General features: G+C 30.8%; 11 protein-coding genes and 1 pseudogene. 1 reads left to right on the plus strand and 11 read right to left on the minus strand.

What is annotated here, in order from left to right; all coding sequences use genetic code 11:
- The first annotated feature begins 45 nt into the window (after nt 1-45).
- Nucleotides 46-2,076 carry a HAMP domain-containing sensor histidine kinase gene (locus RSD37_RS09775; protein ID WP_346946546.1) on the plus strand — a complete coding sequence of 677 codons (2,031 nt, stop codon included), beginning with the start codon at nt 46-48 and terminating at the stop codon, nt 2,074-2,076.
- A gap of 73 nt (nt 2,077-2,149) precedes the next feature.
- Here RSD37_RS09775 and RSD37_RS09780 read toward each other — a convergent pair whose 3' ends face one another.
- The 11 genes and pseudogenes from RSD37_RS09780 to dltA all read right to left on the minus strand — a co-directional run bounded on the left by RSD37_RS09780 (nt 2,150) and on the right by dltA (nt 17,805).
- On the minus strand, nt 2,150-3,409 hold the full coding sequence (locus RSD37_RS09780; RefSeq protein ID WP_346946547.1) for an ABC transporter permease: 1,260 nt from the start codon (nt 3,407-3,409) through the stop codon (nt 2,150-2,152).
- Nucleotides 3,402-4,451, minus strand: a complete 1,050-nt coding sequence (locus RSD37_RS09785; protein ID WP_346946548.1) for an ABC transporter permease — start codon at nt 4,449-4,451, stop codon at nt 3,402-3,404. The genes RSD37_RS09780 and RSD37_RS09785 overlap by 8 nt, the downstream gene beginning before the upstream one ends.
- Complete coding sequence (locus RSD37_RS09790) at nt 4,448-6,055, minus strand: sugar ABC transporter ATP-binding protein (RefSeq protein WP_346946549.1); 1,608 nt, start codon at nt 6,053-6,055, stop codon at nt 4,448-4,450. The genes RSD37_RS09785 and RSD37_RS09790 overlap by 4 nt, the downstream gene beginning before the upstream one ends.
- Before the next feature lie 193 nt (nt 6,056-6,248).
- On the minus strand, nt 6,249-7,397 hold the full coding sequence (locus tag RSD37_RS09795) for a DUF3798 domain-containing protein (protein ID WP_346946550.1): 1,149 nt from the start codon (nt 7,395-7,397) through the stop codon (nt 6,249-6,251).
- Nucleotides 7,398-7,717: 320 nt separating this feature from the next.
- A complete protein-coding gene (locus RSD37_RS09800) occupies nt 7,718-8,710 on the minus strand; it encodes a cell wall-binding repeat-containing protein (protein ID WP_346946592.1) in 993 nt (330 codons plus the stop codon).
- 54 nt (nt 8,711-8,764) lie between these two features.
- Nucleotides 8,765-9,799: pseudogene (locus RSD37_RS09805) on the minus strand (family 10 glycosylhydrolase); the annotation flags it as partial.
- A 208-nt stretch (nt 9,800-10,007) separates the two neighbouring features.
- A complete protein-coding gene (locus tag RSD37_RS09810) occupies nt 10,008-11,669 on the minus strand; it encodes a glutamine--tRNA ligase/YqeY domain fusion protein (protein ID WP_346946551.1) in 1,662 nt (553 codons plus the stop codon).
- A gap of 370 nt (nt 11,670-12,039) precedes the next feature.
- Entirely contained in the window at nt 12,040-14,328 is a 2,289-nt protein-coding gene (gene helD / locus RSD37_RS09815; protein WP_346946552.1) for an RNA polymerase recycling motor HelD, read from the minus strand.
- 370 nt (nt 14,329-14,698) lie between these two features.
- Nucleotides 14,699-14,929: a D-alanine--poly(phosphoribitol) ligase subunit DltC gene (gene dltC / locus RSD37_RS09820; RefSeq protein ID WP_346942919.1), complete on the minus strand. Its 231-nt coding sequence runs from the start codon at nt 14,927-14,929 to the stop codon at nt 14,699-14,701.
- A 207-nt stretch (nt 14,930-15,136) separates the two neighbouring features.
- Complete coding sequence (dltB, locus tag RSD37_RS09825; protein WP_346946553.1) at nt 15,137-16,291, minus strand: D-alanyl-lipoteichoic acid biosynthesis protein DltB; 1,155 nt, start codon at nt 16,289-16,291, stop codon at nt 15,137-15,139.
- Nucleotides 16,291-17,805, minus strand: a complete 1,515-nt coding sequence (gene dltA, locus RSD37_RS09830; RefSeq protein WP_346946554.1) for a D-alanine--poly(phosphoribitol) ligase subunit DltA — start codon at nt 17,803-17,805, stop codon at nt 16,291-16,293. The genes dltB and dltA overlap by 1 nt, the downstream gene beginning before the upstream one ends.
- Between the last annotated feature and the right edge of the window lie 58 nt (nt 17,806-17,863).

Below are 17,863 nucleotides of genomic sequence, written 5' to 3' on the forward strand. Positions count from 1 at the left end.
AGTTAATTAAATATAATTATAAAATAATTGTGTTGGGTGATTTATATGAATGCTAGAAATATATTTCCTTTAAAACCTAATAAAAAAAAATATATAGTAAGCTTATTGCTTCTAACTCTTGTGCTGTCCCTAAACTATACTTTTGCTTATGCACTAGTCACTCCTAACTACAATTTACCCCTCACATCCAATTATAAAGAAATTCTTATCTTAACCTCCCAAAATGAAAGTGATCTTTGGGAATCTAAGGTTCTAGATAAATTAAAATCCAGTTTACTTATTAATGATTTAAATATAAGCATAAAAACTGAATCCTTATCCTTAGTTAATAAAGATGAACTCTATCTAGATAAACAGATGGAATTATGGTCTCTTAAGTATGCAAACACATCTTTTGATTTAATTATCCCCTTAGACGATGAGTCATTAAATTTTATTGGGAAATATTACACTTCTGATATATTTTTAAATAAACCTGTTATTTATGGCGGTATTAATGATGTAACTAAACTATCTTCTTATCCATATAATAACTTTACAGGTGTAATGGAGCCAATAAATGTTCGTGCTCTAATAGATTTGATTCTACAAATTGACCCCCAAACCACAACAATAAATATTTTATTAGATAATACTATAGCTTGTAACTATATAGAAAATCTAATAAAAGATTCTATGCCTTATTATAAAGAATATTTAAATTTTAATTTCATAAAAAGCGATTATATAAATGATATACATTCCTGCATAGAAAAGTGTAATATTCATTCGCCCTCAATACTTGTAGGTAACTTCAAAAATGAATATGATACTATGGTTTCTCCAAATGATGTTGTAGAAACCATAAAAAAGCATACTCAAAATAAGTTATATACCCTCAATGAATCATACATTGAGGCTGGTGTTATTGGTGGTGAAATATTATATTCAGAAAATCACAGTAAAACTATATCTGAAATGGCACTTCGTGTTCTTAATGGTGATTCCCTTAAAAATATTCCTAGAGTATATGACTCCGGCTCTGTATTTGTTTTTGATTCTAATGAATTATCAGCTAATTATATTTCCAGAAATATAATCCCTAAAAACTCCATTATTATTAATGATAATTGGTTTAATAAAGGAGTATCTGTCGCCATGGTTACAATACTTCTGGCAGTTCTTGTTATATGTATGCTTATGCTTGCAATACAAACTATTCAAAAGACCAATAATGACCGAAAAGCTTCAATTGCTAAAAAAAAATATAGCGAAATTTTAGTAAATGATAAGATTAAGACTGAATTTCTAGCTAATTTTTCTCATGAAATAAGGACTTTACTAAATGTTATGCTCTCAGGACTTCAACTTTTAGATATATATAAGGATACTGATAGACTTATATTTACTAATAAAGAAGATGAAACTAAGCTAGTTTATATAAGACAAAATGGATTTAGATTACTTAAACTTATTAATAATTTAATAGATATGACAAAAATAGACTCGGGATTTTATAATGTGGAATTTGAGGTTAAAAACATTGTAGATGTAGTTGAAGACATTACTATGTCTGTAGTTGAATATGCTAATTATAGAGATATATCTATAACATTCGATACTAATCAAGAGGAAGTTTACATGCCTCTTGATTCAGAAAAACTTGATAGAATTATACTTAACCTTCTGTCTAATGCAATAAAATTTACGCCTAAATATGGGCATATATATGTAACCTTAGATTGCTGTGATACTTCAGTATCCGTATCTGTAAAAGATACTGGAATTGGTATACCAAAGGACAAGCAAGCAAATATATTCCAGAGGTTTACCCAAGTTAAAAATTCTTCATCAAGAACTAAAGGCGGTAGCGGTATTGGGTTATCCTTAGTTAAATCTTTAGTAGAACTTTTAGATGGAAGTATTGTGCTAAGCAGTGAACCTAATCAAGGCTGTGAATTTAAATTTACTCTTCCAATAAAGGAATTCGATAAAGCAACTGAAGATGTAAAACACTATATATCACAAAATATAACTAATAATAGTGACAAATTAATAGTAGAATTTTCTGATGTAGATTCTTATTTAAACATGTAAAATAGCAGTTAATACTTTTATTTGAGTATTAACTGCTTCCTTTTTTATATTATTAAAATCGTGAAATTATTCTTTATAGCTTTATTTCTTGTTTTGACCTAACATATTCCTTCCAAGCATATAGCACCAAAGACACACAAATTACCCCATAAGCAACAAATACTCTAAAATACTCTCCAATTTGTGCATTGTTAAATAAGTTCTTTCCTGCTGTTGGAGATACAATAAACAAGGTATGGAATAAAATAACTCCCAATATAGCTTGTTTATTTGTAGCCTTAGATACGGTTGCTCCGCCTATAAGAATTGCAGCTATAGCAAACATACCAACTTGTTCATGGCTACCGTAAGTATTTAATGTTCCTATATTTTGTAGGAATATAAGTTGACCCCAAGCTGCTAGTACTGTAGAAATCACAATAGCCTTTATTCTAGTTTTATCAACATTTATACCAGAAGCATTAGCTACTGTAGGATTTTGTCCTACTGTTTTAAAGTCTTGGCCAAGCTTTGTCTTGAAAATTAATATATTGAATACACATAGTACAGCTATAACAATCATGGTTATTATGGGAACACTTACATAATCTAAAAGTAATGCAACACTATTTATTTGACATACTATAAAAATTACCAAGGATATTACAGCTCTAATAATGAACTTCTTTAAGTTTTTCTTTTTATTCTTTACTACAGAATATATAACGCAAATAGCATAAGCTACTAAAGCTATAATAGCAGCATTATATACAACATAATAAAGTGATCTATTAAATATATTATCTAAAGCATATTTTATTCCACCTGTTAAATCTACAGTGTTTTTAATTCCAACTCCTCCACTTATCATAAGTACTGGATTTTTCATTGGAATTAAAGTTCCTATTAAAAATAGGAATAATAATTGATATAATCCATTAGCACAAAAACCAAGTATCATACTTGTTATCATTTCTTGACCCTTAGTCTTATTTAACAACTTCCCTGTAAAATATCCAAAAATTATAGCTACTGGTGTTGTAAGTACAACACATAATAAGAATCCTGGAATTCCCGTTATTCCTAGATGAGTAATTAAAATTATTATAATCTGAGCTGCCATAGCTCCAATTACAATACCAAAATTTAATCCCATTCCTGCAATTACTGGTATGATTAAAGCAAGAACCAAGAAAGAATTTCTTGCTATTCTAGCTACTAACTCATTCAATACTAGTGAAAGAGGCTGTCCTGAAAGACTTAATCCAGCTAAACATAAAATTACAAAAAGTATGGTTACCATATTATTAAAGATATAATCCTTAAACTTTCCTCCAAATCTATCCTTATTCATTAGCTGCACCTCCTCTAGCCTTTGTTAATGCATAAATTATAATACCATTACTAACTATTATTCTAATAACCTCTGATAAATTACTTTCCTTAATCATTTGATTTATTACAGGAAGTCCCACTGTTAATAATCCTTGAAATAGGAAAGTTCCTATTATTACATGAGATATCTTTGCCTTTGTGGTAGATGCTCCACCTATAAGAATTGCTGCTACAGCGGCAAAACCCATCATCATAGGGGCTTGATATAATTGTATAAATCCATAACTTTGAGAATATATCATTATACCTACAGACCCTAAAACCGTTGATATTATAGTACCTATAATTCTCATTTTATCTACAGGTATTGCAGATGCTTTTGCAAACTTAGGATTATCCCCAGCTGCAGCCATCATAATTCCTGTCTTGCTCTTTAAAAATAACCACATTATTATGCATCCTAGGAAAAACAATAACAATAATCCTGTAGGTATTTCTACTCCACACACATTAAAGGACCAAAAACTATCTAAAATTTTGGCAAATCTATCTTCTAACGTTATTGTTGTTCTTAACCCTGTTCCTATAGGCCATCTTAGCTCAAGACTTTTAAAAGGCATTAATAACCAACCTATACACATTAAAGATATAGCTGAGAAGCCTGCATAAGTTGCTATCATCATCTCAGAACCTTTAACTTTATTAAGAAGTTTTCCATAAAGATATCCAAATAATATAGCAATAGGTATACCTATTAATGTTCCTACGAAAAATCCCATTGGACCACTTAAGTTCAGTTCTATACTAACAAGTCCACCCAATATACCTGCTAGTATCCCTATAGGTAGTCCAAAGTTTAGTCCAATTCCACATAATATAGCTGGTACCATAGCAAGAACTAGAATGCCGTTCATTCCAAATCTAACTAAAATATCTGAAGCTAGCATAGGTAATGATAAATTTAGAGGTACTGCAAGAATACATAATAATATAAAAAATCCAGCTATTATAATTCTTGGTAAGCCTATGGTCTTTATAAACTCTTTAAACTTTTCCTTCATATTTTATCAACTCCTTGATCTGTAGGTATTTCTAATCCCGACATCAACAATCCAAAGTTTGCATCCCTATCCTGTGGTTTTAGTATTCCAGCAACTTTACCTTCAGTAATTATTGCTATCCTATCACATATACTTCTTAGCTCTGCAAGTTCACTAGATGTTATTACTATTGTCATTCCAGTCTCTTCATTAAGCTTTACAAGAGTATCAAGAACTAACTTTTTAGCCCCTATATCTATTCCTCTAGTTGGCTCTGACACTAGTAAAACACTTGGATTTAAAGCAAGAGCTCGCGCTATACATACCTTCTGCTGATTTCCTCCACTTAGACTTTTAGTATGTTGTGTAGGCCCCGTGCATCTTATATCTAATGCCTTAATCATAGTTTCTGCATAAGATCTTATTGCCTTCTTATCTTCAAATTCCATAAATCCAATTGATTTAAAGAATTTATTTTTAATTTCCATAGCAGTAACTGCAATATTAAGTTCAATAGAACTATCTAATAGAAGGCCAACACCTCTTCTATCTTCTGATACAAAAGCTAATCCTCTATCTAATGATTCTTTTGGGCTATTAAGCTTTAAACTATTTCCATTAAGGCTAACTTCGCCTTCACATTTATATAATCCCATTATCCCATTAGATACTCCTATTTTCCCTTGTCCTGCCAACCCTCCAAGTCCTAGTATTTCACCTTCAAATATATCTAAATTAATATTTTTCACTCGTTCACCTGGCATGTCTACGCTCAAATCTTTAAGTGTAAGAATTTTTTTCTTATTATGTTGTGAGTTCTGACCTTTTTCCTTTTGTAATATTTCTAATTTCCTACCTACCATAAGTTCAGCAAGCTGAATTACATTTGTTGATGACTTTTTTAATGTCTTTACATGTTCTCCATCTCTTAAAACTGTAATATTATCAGCAATAGCCATAACCTCATCTAATCTATGTGTTATAAATATTATAGCAATTCCGCTACTTGCTAAACTTTTCATAGTATCCATTAAGGTTTCTGCTTCACTCTCTGTAAGTACAGCTGTAGGTTCATCAAAAACTAGAACTTTAATGTTGCTCTTATCTATTTCCCGAGCAATCTCCACAAATTGCATGTAACCTACTGGAAGCCCTGATACGCAAGTTAATTCTCCAATGCCTATGCCTATAGTATCTAATGCCTTTCTTGAATCTTCATTCATCTTCTTGTAATCTAAATTTCTAAGACTCTTTCCAAAAATCTTACTTGCAATAGTTGGCTTTGTTATTTCTCTATTTATCTTAATATTTTCAGTCACCGTAAAACCTGGTATGAGCATAAACTCTTGATGTACCATACCTATTCCAAACTCCATAGCATCCTTAGGTGACTCTATTGATATTTTCTCTTCATTTAAAAATACTTCTCCTTCAAACCCACCTGTATTATGTATTACAGGCATACCAAATAATATATTCATCAGGGTAGACTTTCCAGCTCCATTTTCACCAAGTAGAGCATGGATTTCACCTGGCTTTATTCTCAAATCAATACCTTTTAGCACTAAATTTCCAAAGTAATCTTTTTTAACATTTTCCATGCGAAGTACATATTCGTTCTTCAAATTTTATCCCTCCATCTTAGTGGCAAATTTGATTTCAAGGATATCATCCATATCAATCCGCTCTTATATACTTACTTAATAACCGATGATAACCCTAGGTAACAATTTTTAATCTCTGAAGATAATCTCTCTAAAGTTAAGAACTCTATTTATAAAAATCTTCAAGGAGTTTCCCCCTTGAAGACTAATTTTTTTAAAAATCTACATAATCAGATAAGATTAAATAATAATTGTCATATGATTTTCCTGTACCTTCATCTGTATATGGAGTGATAGTTATTTCACCATCCACTTTGCTATTTAATATTTCATCTAGTTTAGCTTTGTCGTTTTTGCCATTAGTCTTTCCATCTAGATATGCCATAGCATATTCTGTTCCAGCTTCAACAAATAACATATTTACTGGTACTGGCCATGTAGAGAATTTTCCTTCTCCACCTTTTTCTTTAATTTTTTTCCCGATTTCTCCAACTATAAAGTCTACATCACCTTTTTTGTCTTCTGGAATCTCTATACCTAAAGCACCTGGATAAGCATGGTATGGAGATGGACAACATTGTTGTGGCATAATAGCACCTTCAGCTAATGCTGATTTTATAAGTGGCTCTTGCATTGAACAGTTTGTAGAAAAGAACGCTGTATCCTTTCCAAACTCTGCAACTTTTCTAGGAACATCTTCTAATATAAATTGTTGTGCACCTGGTACCCCAGCATCACCTGTTGGGTCTGGTGCTGTGGCATCTACAAATTTTAACCCTAATTCTTCACAAGATGCTTTTAATAACTCTCTTCTCTTTGCTAGCATTTCATAGGACATATGTCTTGGGAATGAATAATGTACTAAAGTCTTTGCACCTTGTTTTTTAGCTTGTTCTACTATAGTTTTTCCCATTCCAAGTTCATCTGCTTGTAGGATTACATCTGCTTTCCCACCTATCATTGCAGGATCTTCTCCAGGAACTCCAGCTATAAATAGCATATCTGGATTCTTTTCTCTTACCTTATCAATAGCTGCAGAAGCACCTGGTACCGCTTGTACAAATATAATTGCCTTAACATCAGGATCTGCTGCTAAGCTAAGTGTATTTGCAATTGTTGTCTCTTGCTCTTTCATAAAGTTATCTGGATATGTTTGTAGTACTATCATATCCCCGTAAACTTTTTTCATTTCCTCAGCTGCTCTATATTCTTCTTCTCCTTGTGAAACTGTCCCTGTAATTATTCCTATTTTATAATCCTTACCTTTAGCATCTCCGCCAGCTGTTGGATCCTTTGGCGTGCAACCCACTATACCTAGAGTCATAACTCCAGCTAAAATAGTTGCCAATAACTTCTTCTTCATAGAATTCCCCCTTAAATTTATTAGTAAAATATATTATCAACTTAACAATTTTATTACACTTTATTAATAATGTTTTTAAATACTGTTAATAAAGTGTAATCTTATTAACTACATATGTAACTAACCTCTTTTTAACTTTACTTTCAAATCTTAATTGATTATTTATAAATAAATTTTAGTTGGATTTACTCATAAATATTTTCACCTTTTTTACAATTATTTTTAATCCAAAATAGTTGTATACATAAAAAAGACTATTTTAAAATGAACATACTCATCTTAAAATAGTCTTCTTCTATTATTCTATAAATTAATATTTATTATTTTATTACTCTTATTATCTCTGATATTGCTGAAGGATTCATACCTCCCCCAACTTCATATAATTTCGGTATCTTCTTAGTCTCTAATACCTTTCTTTGGCTGACTTCTAACTCTGAGCTTAATATTAATATAGGACTTTTTAGTTTTGATGCTAAAGGCCCTGCAGTCAGTGCGTCTGCTAATTCTGTACCTTTAGACACAATAATCTGAGGTTGATTTTTACTAGAATAGAACCTTTTAATTACTTCTGCATTAGTATCATATCTATTATTACCACATACTCTATTTCCAGTAACATTTGCAGATGTAATATTATTCATCTGTTTAATAACATTATCATAAATTATACCTGTTCCACCAATAAAATATGCAGTTTCTAAAGTCTCACCCTTTAACCAATCTAATGTAGTTTTAGGCACTTCTTGAGTTTCAACAAGTATTATTGGAGCTTTTTCTTCTCCAGCTTTTGAAGCTATTGATAAAGCATCCGCCTCTCCATGTCCGTAACACACATAAGCCTTGGTTACATCAGAAATTTGATCAAGCTTCTTAGCAACCAAAAGTGAAGTATCATATCTTGTAATTCCACCTAATCGTTCTATAGAAATGCTACTATTTATACTTTTCACCTGTTCTACTATACTATTAGAAATTACCCCATCTCCTCCAACTAGTATTACCTTGGTTGGATTTAATCTCTTAATTTCATTCTTAGTAGATTCTATTAAGTGATCTTTTTGTGTAAGTAGTATAGGAGCATCATAAGCTGATGCTAAAGGTGTAGCTGCAAGTCCATCTGCACTAGCATGTCCATTTACTAATAAAACTGTTCCTGAACCATTGTTCCAGCCCTCTTGACTTATCTTTGTAGCTGTTTCATATCTATCTATCCCTATTACCTTCTTATGAGTTACTTTATCAAAATAAAGATCCTTTAAACTATTTTGCAATGCAGTATTAGCAAGAATATCTCTTGTTGTAAAATACATACTTCCATCTACTTGGCTATATTTTCTATTAAGATTTATCTGAGCAGAAATTTCACTAGCTACTTCTGATTTATATACACCTTGTCCAATATATAAATCAACATTAGTTCCTTCTACTTGGTTTGACCACCAATCAACCAACTTAGAATAATCTGACCCTGTTTGCCCAATTGTCCAATATAACTGAGGTGTAATATAATCTATCCAGTTATTTTTTACCTATGTTCTACTATCTGCATATTGATCCTTAAAACTCTGATTTGCTCCTGAACTTGTATCTGATCCATTAGGATCATTAGCTTTGCTTCTCCATATACCTGCAGGACTAACCCCAAATTTAACACTTGAATCTATGCTATTTATAGCATTGTTAACCTCTTTTATTAATAAATTTACATTATTTCTTCTCCAGTCGTCTTTACTCATTCCACTACCGTATGCACTATATGCATCATCATCACTATAGTTTCCCTTTGGATAAAAATAATCGTCAAAGTGTATAGCATCCACACCATAATTTTGAACTACCTCTTTAACAGTATCAACTATATGTTTTCTTACTTCAGGTAGTCCTGGATTATAGCATAATGCATCCATTGCCTTTCCATCCTGTGTCCATTGATGCCTAATAACTAAATTAGGATTTTTTCTTGCTGGGTGGCTAGCTGCTAATGAATTTATATCTGACCCCGAAGTTGTTACCCTATAAGGATTAAACCATGCATGAAGTTCCATACCTCTTTTATGCGCTTCATCAACCATAAATGCTAATGGGTCATATCCTGGATCAGTTCCTTGAGTACCTGTAAGTACATCTGACCATGGGTTAATGCTTGATTTATAAAGAGCATCCCCCTTTGGTCTTACTTGAACTATTACAGTATTCATCCCTACAGACTTAAGGTTGTCCAACAAATTTATAAATTCATTTTTTTGTTGCTGAACATTGTTCTTTGCTTTAGGCCAGTCTATACTATATACAGTACTAACCCATGCACCTCTCATCTCTGTATCTGCAGCTAATGCAGTTGTTTGAATCATTCCAAATGCCAAAAATAACCCTATTATTGTAGCTAATATTTTTTTCATATTTCCCCCTTAATATTACTCAGATTTTATTTTGCAATTTACTATTCAAAGTAAATTTATAAGTTATCTTCATTAAAATAATTATAATTCTTAAATATCTTAAATATCTTAAATATCTTAAATATCTTAAATATCTTAAATATCTTAAAATTTTACCCTATTTTCCTAAATAACACCCCTTAGTCCATATAAACCAAGGGGTAATTTTTTAAACTATTTTGAAAGAACTCTTTAAAGATACAATCCTATTAAATGCAGGCTTATCTTCTGTAGTGTATTTAGAATCTACATTGAAGTATCCATGTCTAAAGAATTGGAAGCTATCACCTGATTTTACACTCTTCATGTTAGCTTCTACAAATCCTTGTAACACTTCTAATGAGTTTGGATTTGTGCATTCTAAAAAGGTTTTATTTTCATCTATTTGTTTATCTAGTATTAAAGGTTCATATAATCTGAATTCAGCAGGTATAGATGTATTAGCATCTACCCAATGTATTGTACCTTTAACCTTTCTTCCTGTAAATCCAGTACCACTCTTAGTTTCTTTATCATAGGTACAGTGAATTTCAGTAACTTTTCCATTTTCATCTTTTATAAAATCATTACATTTTATAAAGTATGCTCCTTTAAGTCTAACTTCATTTCCTGGGAATAGTCTGAAGTACTTCTTAGGTGGCTCTTCCATAAAGTCTTCTTCTTCTATATATATTTCTCTAGAAAATGGTACCATTCTTTTTCCCATAGATGGGTCATCTTGATTGTTTTCTATTTCTAACATCTCAATTTCGCCTTCAGGATAATTTGTTATAACTACTTTTAAAGGTCTTATAACTCCCATAGTTCTTAAAGTTTTAGCACTTAAATCTTCTCTAATAAAATATTCAAGTAATTGTTCATCTACTGTGCTATCATTCTTAGCTACTCCAATTTCTCTACAGAAGTTACGTATTGCTTCTGGAGTGTATCCTCTTCTTCTAAGACCAGCTATAGTAGGCATTCTTGGATCATCCCATCCATCAACAATTCCTTCATCAACTAAAGCCTTAAGCTTTCTCTTGCTCATTACGGTGTTTGTAATGTTAAGTCTTGCAAACTCTATTTGTCTTGGAACATCTTTCATTTCACAAGCTTCTATAACCCAATCATAAAGCGGTCTATGGGCTTCAAACTCTAATGTGCATATAGAGTGTGTTATTCCTTCTATTGCATCCTCTAGTGGATGTGCAAAGTCGTACATTGGATATACGCACCACTTATCTCCTGTATTGTGGTGAGTTGTATGTGATATACGATATATTATTGGATCTCTCATGTTGATATTAGGAGAAGTCATGTCTATCTTAGCTCTTAAGACCTTTTCTCCATCCTTAAATTCTCCATCTCTCATACGAGCAAATAAATTCAAGTTTTCTTCAACACTTCTACTTCTATACGGGCTCTCTTTTCCTGGTGCAGTAAGAGTTCCTCTATATTCTTTCATTTCCTCTGCAGTTAAATCACACACAAAGGCTAATCCTTTTTTAATTAGTAAAACTGCTCTGCTATATATCTCTTCAAAATAATCTGAAGCAAAATATAAGTTATCCCATTCAAATCCAAGCCACTCTATGTCACCCTTTATAGATTCAACGTACTCTGTATCCTCTTTTGTAGGGTTTGTATCATCAAATCTTAGATTTGTTTTACCTTTAAACTCATCTGCAAGTTCAAAGTTTAGAACTATAGATTTTGCATGTCCTATATGTAAATATCCATTTGGCTCTGGTGGAAATCGAGTAATTATACTATCATGCTTCTTGCTCTGTAAGTCCTCCACCACTATTCTTTTAATAAAGTTAGAAGATGTATTCCCTACATTTTCTCCCATAATAATCACTTCCTTCTACTATTTTAAAACAAGATTTACTCCATAAGACAGTCACTCCGCCTATAAAGTTTATCTAAGTTAATTAATTATTTTATCCTTATTTGTAAATTATATTTGATAAGGCATCTGAAAATAAATAATAAGTCAAAGATGCGAAGGATATTTTGAGTTAGACAAGGAAGCAGGTTCCGCAGATAGTAGAACTATCTAAGGGTTCTGCTGACGACGTATCACTCAAAATAGCCTAGGAGATTGACTTATTTATTTTTTGAAGATGACTAAGTTAAATATACAATATTCCTAACTCACACTAACCCTAAATATATCATATATTATACTACTTTTCTATTCTCTTTACGAAATTCAACAACTATTTAGATAATAATGGCGTTAATTCATCTTTATATATTACATACTGAAGATGCAATGCTCTAGTTAAAGCCACATACAATAACTTCTTATCTAAATTCTCATCTTTGTAATTTTCACTATTACAGTCATAAACAATAGTTGCATCAAATTCCAATCCCTTAGTCATATAACTTGGAATTATTAGATTTGTCATATCTAAGTTTTTCTGATTCTCTTGTATTAAATCCCAACTACATTTAGATTTCTTTTTAAGAGTCTTATGAAGTTTCTCACAATCATTATAGGTTTTACAAATTATAGCTATAGTTTTTTTGTTTTTACTATGAATTTCTTCCACTATAGAATCAATTATTTCTATTTCATTTTTGTCTTCAACCTTAACTTCCTTAGGAATATCACCGTGTCTTAATATAGGTATAGCAGGTTTTATATTTAACTTTTGCTTCTCAAGTACCCTATTTGCAAACTCTATTACCTCAACTGTAGATCTGTAACTTTGAGACAATGTTATATAAGTTGCATCACTGTCAAAGACTTTCTCAATTAATGTTTCCCAGGAACTTATCCCTTTATAGTTATATATCCCCTGACCTAAATCTCCTACAATTGTCATAGAATTATTTTTAGATATCTCTTTAAGTATATAAAACTGTAGTAAGCTGTAATCTTGTGCTTCATCTATTACTGTATGTATATAGTTTTCTTCCCCGATTCCATCTAATCTTATTTGAAGGTATGCTAATGCTGTTAAATCATCACAATCTATTTGTTTATTTAAAAGATTATTATTTATCTCATCCCTCATGTAAATAGCCAGCTTCTTTGGTATACAATTATCAGTTACAGTAGTAAAAACTTCTTCATCATTATATAACTCTACATAACTCTCAAAGACATTTATCTTTTTCCACTTATTAAAAAATTCTTTTAAAGCCTTAGTACCCTTCGACTTTAACTGTCCTAAAATATCATCTCTTTCATCATAAGTTCTTATTATTTCTTTTCTTTGGTCCTCTTCTGAAAGATTACTTTTACTTTTTATATCTTTAATTTTAAAGAAGTATATATTTTCTATCTCAGTTTTTACAGCTTCTAATCTATTTTTCAACTTACTCTTAAAATACTTATTTATCTCATCTTTTCTTTTATTTATAGGAAGTTTAGCTAAATCTTTTATATATAATCTCTTTATATCTTTAGCTGTAAACAAAGTATGTCCATCAATTAATATATCTTCTACTTCCAGATTCCTAATTTCTAAATATCTTATAAATCTATCCATTATGGTTTTATATGTCATAGTGCCTTTTATCTTGCTAGATGTAGTAATATATTTTATATTTTCCTCACTATTCATTTCTATTATTGAAGATAGCTTTTTATCTTTGGTTATTATTTTAAATTTTGTATTTATAATTTTACTGCAGAGTTCCTCAAAAGTAACTTGCTTAACATTGCTAACCCCAAGATTCGGAAGAATATCAGAAATATAATCTAGAAACAACTCATTTGGTGCTACCACTAAGATATTCTTATTATCCATTTCATCTCCATAGGTATACACCAAGTATGCAAGTCTATGGAGTGCTACCGTAGTCTTACCTGATCCTGCTGACCCCTGAATAATTATAGGCTTATTTTTGTATGCTCTAATAATTTCATTTTGTTCCTTTTGAATTGTGGTTACTACATCCTTTAACTTCTTACTCATATTCTGCTCTAAGTTTACTCTAAGGAATTCATCTACAAGTTCCTCGCCATCTTCTGTTGTTGGAACTATTAACTCATTTATTCCTTCATCAAAAATATTAATAAGTTCTCCCTCTTTAACTTGGAACTTTCTCTTTAAAAGCAGTTCTCCATTAATTTCTCCCATAGGGGCAGTATAGGATGCCGATCCAAAGGTTCCACTATAATATAAATTTGCAAGAGGTGCTCTCCAGTCAATGATAACCTCTTCGTTTTTAATTTCATCAACAATACCAAACTTTCCAATGTAAAAGCTTTCCTCATCTCTTAATTTTTCCTTAAAATCTACTCTGGCAAAGTATGGATTATTCTTACTCTCACTATATTTATGTAAATTTTTATTAGTAAAATCTTGTAATCTCTGAGCAAGTACTAAATCATTATCAAAAGCACTTCCAGCTGACTTCTTAAGTCCAGATATTTTTTTCTCGTACTCCTCGAACTTTTTCTCTGTCTTTTTAAGTTCTTCATCTATCCAGTTTCTAGTGTTTTCAAATTTTTCAACTTCAAGTTTTTTTTCCTTTTCATTAACTGCCATTAATGCATCACCTCGCTCATATTTATTAATTATGTATTTTCTTACCTAGATTTATTCAACTTAATGTCACTTCTTAAGTTTACCTCTTCCTCCATGATATGTCATCCACCTTCTATTAATCATCAAACTTATATTAATAGACGTAATACTATCTCCAAAAATATAGAGGAAGAATCATATTCTGACTCTTCCTCTTATGCTAAAACCTATTAGGCATCTGAAAATAAATAATAAGTCAAAGATTCGAAGGATATTTTGAGTTAGACAAGGAAGCAGGTTCCGCAGATAGTAGAACTATCTAAGGGTTCTGCTGACGACGTATCACTCAAAATAGCCTAGGAGATTGACTTATTTATTTTTTGAAGATGACTTATACTCTTGTTGATAAAAATGCTACTAAATTATTTGTTGTAGCCATATCTTTTCTTTCTAAATCTGTTGGTTGAAGTTTTATTCCAAAAACTTCTTCAATTTTTAGAAGAACTTCTATTATTCCTAGTGAATCTAATAATCCCGATTCAAATAAATCTAAGTCCAAATCTTCTCTTATCTCATCTGTTCCTGTTACTTCTTCAAATATGTCTAATACTTTCTCTTGCATAATTTTTCCTCCTAAACGATAATTTCATTACTATCTTCTAGTAATTTTACCCTTAAACTTATCATATTAAAATAGAAATCTATAATTATTAATAAATTTTTATTTTTTAACTTACTTAACTGCTTACTTAAATAACCTTTCGGCTTTCAACTAAATAATCTACTTACTTTAAGTTAATGTTATCTCACTACCCTCAACTTGTTGACTTTAGTGGAATAGATATCCTGAGAATATTAGCAGACCGAAACATGCTACATGAAAGTTTAATATGATTTGAACTCTTTGGAACCACTTTTCCTTCTTGTGCTTTTTATAATACTTAGACTTCCTTTGTACTATATCAGTAAGCACTAATACTCCACCTTGATAAAGCCCATATATTATATAAAATACTTCAAGACCATGCCAAATTCCCATTATAAGCATTGTTATCATTTGTGCAAAGTGAGAAGCCTGAAATCTTGTTTTAAATCTCTTTTTTCTCATTGAACTTAAAACAATTCTTGAATACAGATAATCTCCAAACCATCTTGAAAGAGATATATGCCATCTTGCCCAAAACTCCTTCATATCCTTACTTAAGAAAGGCTTATTAAAGTTATCTGGAGTTTTAATTCCAAGAATATAGCTTGTTCCTACTGCAAAAGAACTATATCCAGCAAAGTCAAAGAATAGATATAAGCTATATGCATACATATAATTCCATGAGTTTAGTAAGGTTATATCTGCTGGAATCTTACTCATCCACATTGTGTTTATAACATAAGCTATTACAAACTTATATCCAAGTCCTATTATTATTTTTCTAATACCAATGTATAGATAGTCATTTACGTATTCATCCTTTGGTATTATAGTATTTAAATCTTCTTCAAATCTTCTATATCTATCTATAGGTCCCGAGCTTAGTGTTGGAAAGAATAGAATAAAATATACAAAGGTTGAAAACTTTACTTCCTTTATAACTCCATCATATATTTCTATTATCATTTGTATTGCCTTAAAATTAAGGTATGATAATCCTATAAACCCAATTGGTCCAAAACTAACTTTTACCGATAATTTTGTTATTATTACAGGTATCATAGATAAGAAAAGTGCTAGGTAATATATCCACTTATTATCTGTTTTTTTACGTATAGCTAAGTATCCATATACTACGATTAATTCTCCTACAAAAAACATAATAAATAATATAATATTTATTGATCCTGTTCCTACTATAACGCCTACCATAAGTATTGATATTACTATTCCATAAGGCTTTATATTCTTCTGCCTTAATCCTAAAATTATTGCAGGTATAAAGGAAAGCATCAATATATAAAGATATAGATAATCTCCATATTGTGATAATTTCATTATTTAACTTCCTCCATGAGCTTCTTTCTATCTATTTTCCCATTAATATTTATAGGAAATTCCTTTAACACTTTAATGTTCCTTGGAATCATATAAGAAGGTATATATTTTTTTAATTCATTTTTTATTATTATGGAGTTTTTAAGACTACTTAATCCATTATCTTCATTTAGTGTAACAAAGCTAGCTAAGTGAGATATTTTGCCCTCTCTATATGCAGGAAACACAACACAATTATTTACACTCTCTACTCGTCTTAAATTGTTTTCTATATCCTCAAGCTCTATTCTAAATCCATTTAACTTTATTTGAAAATCTTTTCTTCCACAGTAATAGATTACTTCATCTTCAAAATAACCTATATCTCCAGTTCTATAGCCTCTCATTACCGTACCATCTATATTCTCTTTAAAGAATACCTTATTAGTCATTTCTTCATTATTAAAGTATCCCTTACTTATACTATTTCCAATGGCAATAAGCTCTCCCTTTTCGCCCTTTTGTAACTCTTTTCCTTCTGCATCAACTATTTTAAGAACTGCTCCTGTCATTGGATGTCCTATTGGTATCTCTCTAGTATCATTCAACATTTCTCTTGTTACATCTATAGCAGATAAAAGTACTGTACCTTCCGTTGGCCCATATCCATTTATCATTCTAACATCTGGGAATCTATCCATAAGCTCACTTATTAACTTCTTAGACAAGACTTCTCCAGCAAAAAAGAAGGTTTCAAGACTAGGCATAAGCTCTTTATTAAAGGTACTATCCTTAATACACATCTCTGCTAGAGCTGGTGTTGAAATCCATGTTTTTATTTTTGAATCATTTAAAGCCTTAAATAATGTTTTAAAGTCTTCTAAAGTATTTTTAGATAAACTAAATAATGTTTTCCCATGAATTAGCCCTAAATAAATTGGCATAACTGATACATCAAATGAATAAGACACTTGATTCATTATCACATCATCTACTTCATCAAGTTCCAAGTATTTCTCAAACCAACTGATGAATGAATGAAGGTTGTTACTACTTATTTGAACACCTTTAGGTTTTCCTGTACTCCCTGAAGTAAATAGTATATAAGCATTTTCATCTTCTTTTACCCATCTATCACTTGATACCGATTGTCCATGATATTTATCTATTACACTGCTAACTTCAGCTTTATTATATACACCTTCAACTCCCAATTGTTCCTCAGTAAAGTTTATTATAACCTTAGCATTTACCTCTTCTATTACCTGTCTTACCCTCTCTACAGGAAAAGTAACATCAAGAGGTATATAAGCTCTTCCAGATTTTAATGATGCCATCATTAGAACTAATATCAGATTATCCTTATTCCCATGAATTACTATAGGTGTTCTATCATCTCCACATTTCTCTAATAAATAAGCTGCTAGGGCATCTGACTGTTTATCCAATTCCTCATATGTTAATTTTTCGCCATCACAAAGTACGGCTACTCTTTGCTTCTTTGCATATTCTTTTATTTTAAGTAGTATATTCATTTTCCTTATCCTCTCTATACTAACAATTTATAAACTTTATGTTTATTCTGTTATAATA

It is taken from the genome of Clostridium sp. (genome assembly GCF_036646415.1).
Classification (GTDB): Bacteria; Bacillota; Clostridia; order Clostridiales; family Clostridiaceae; genus Clostridium_J.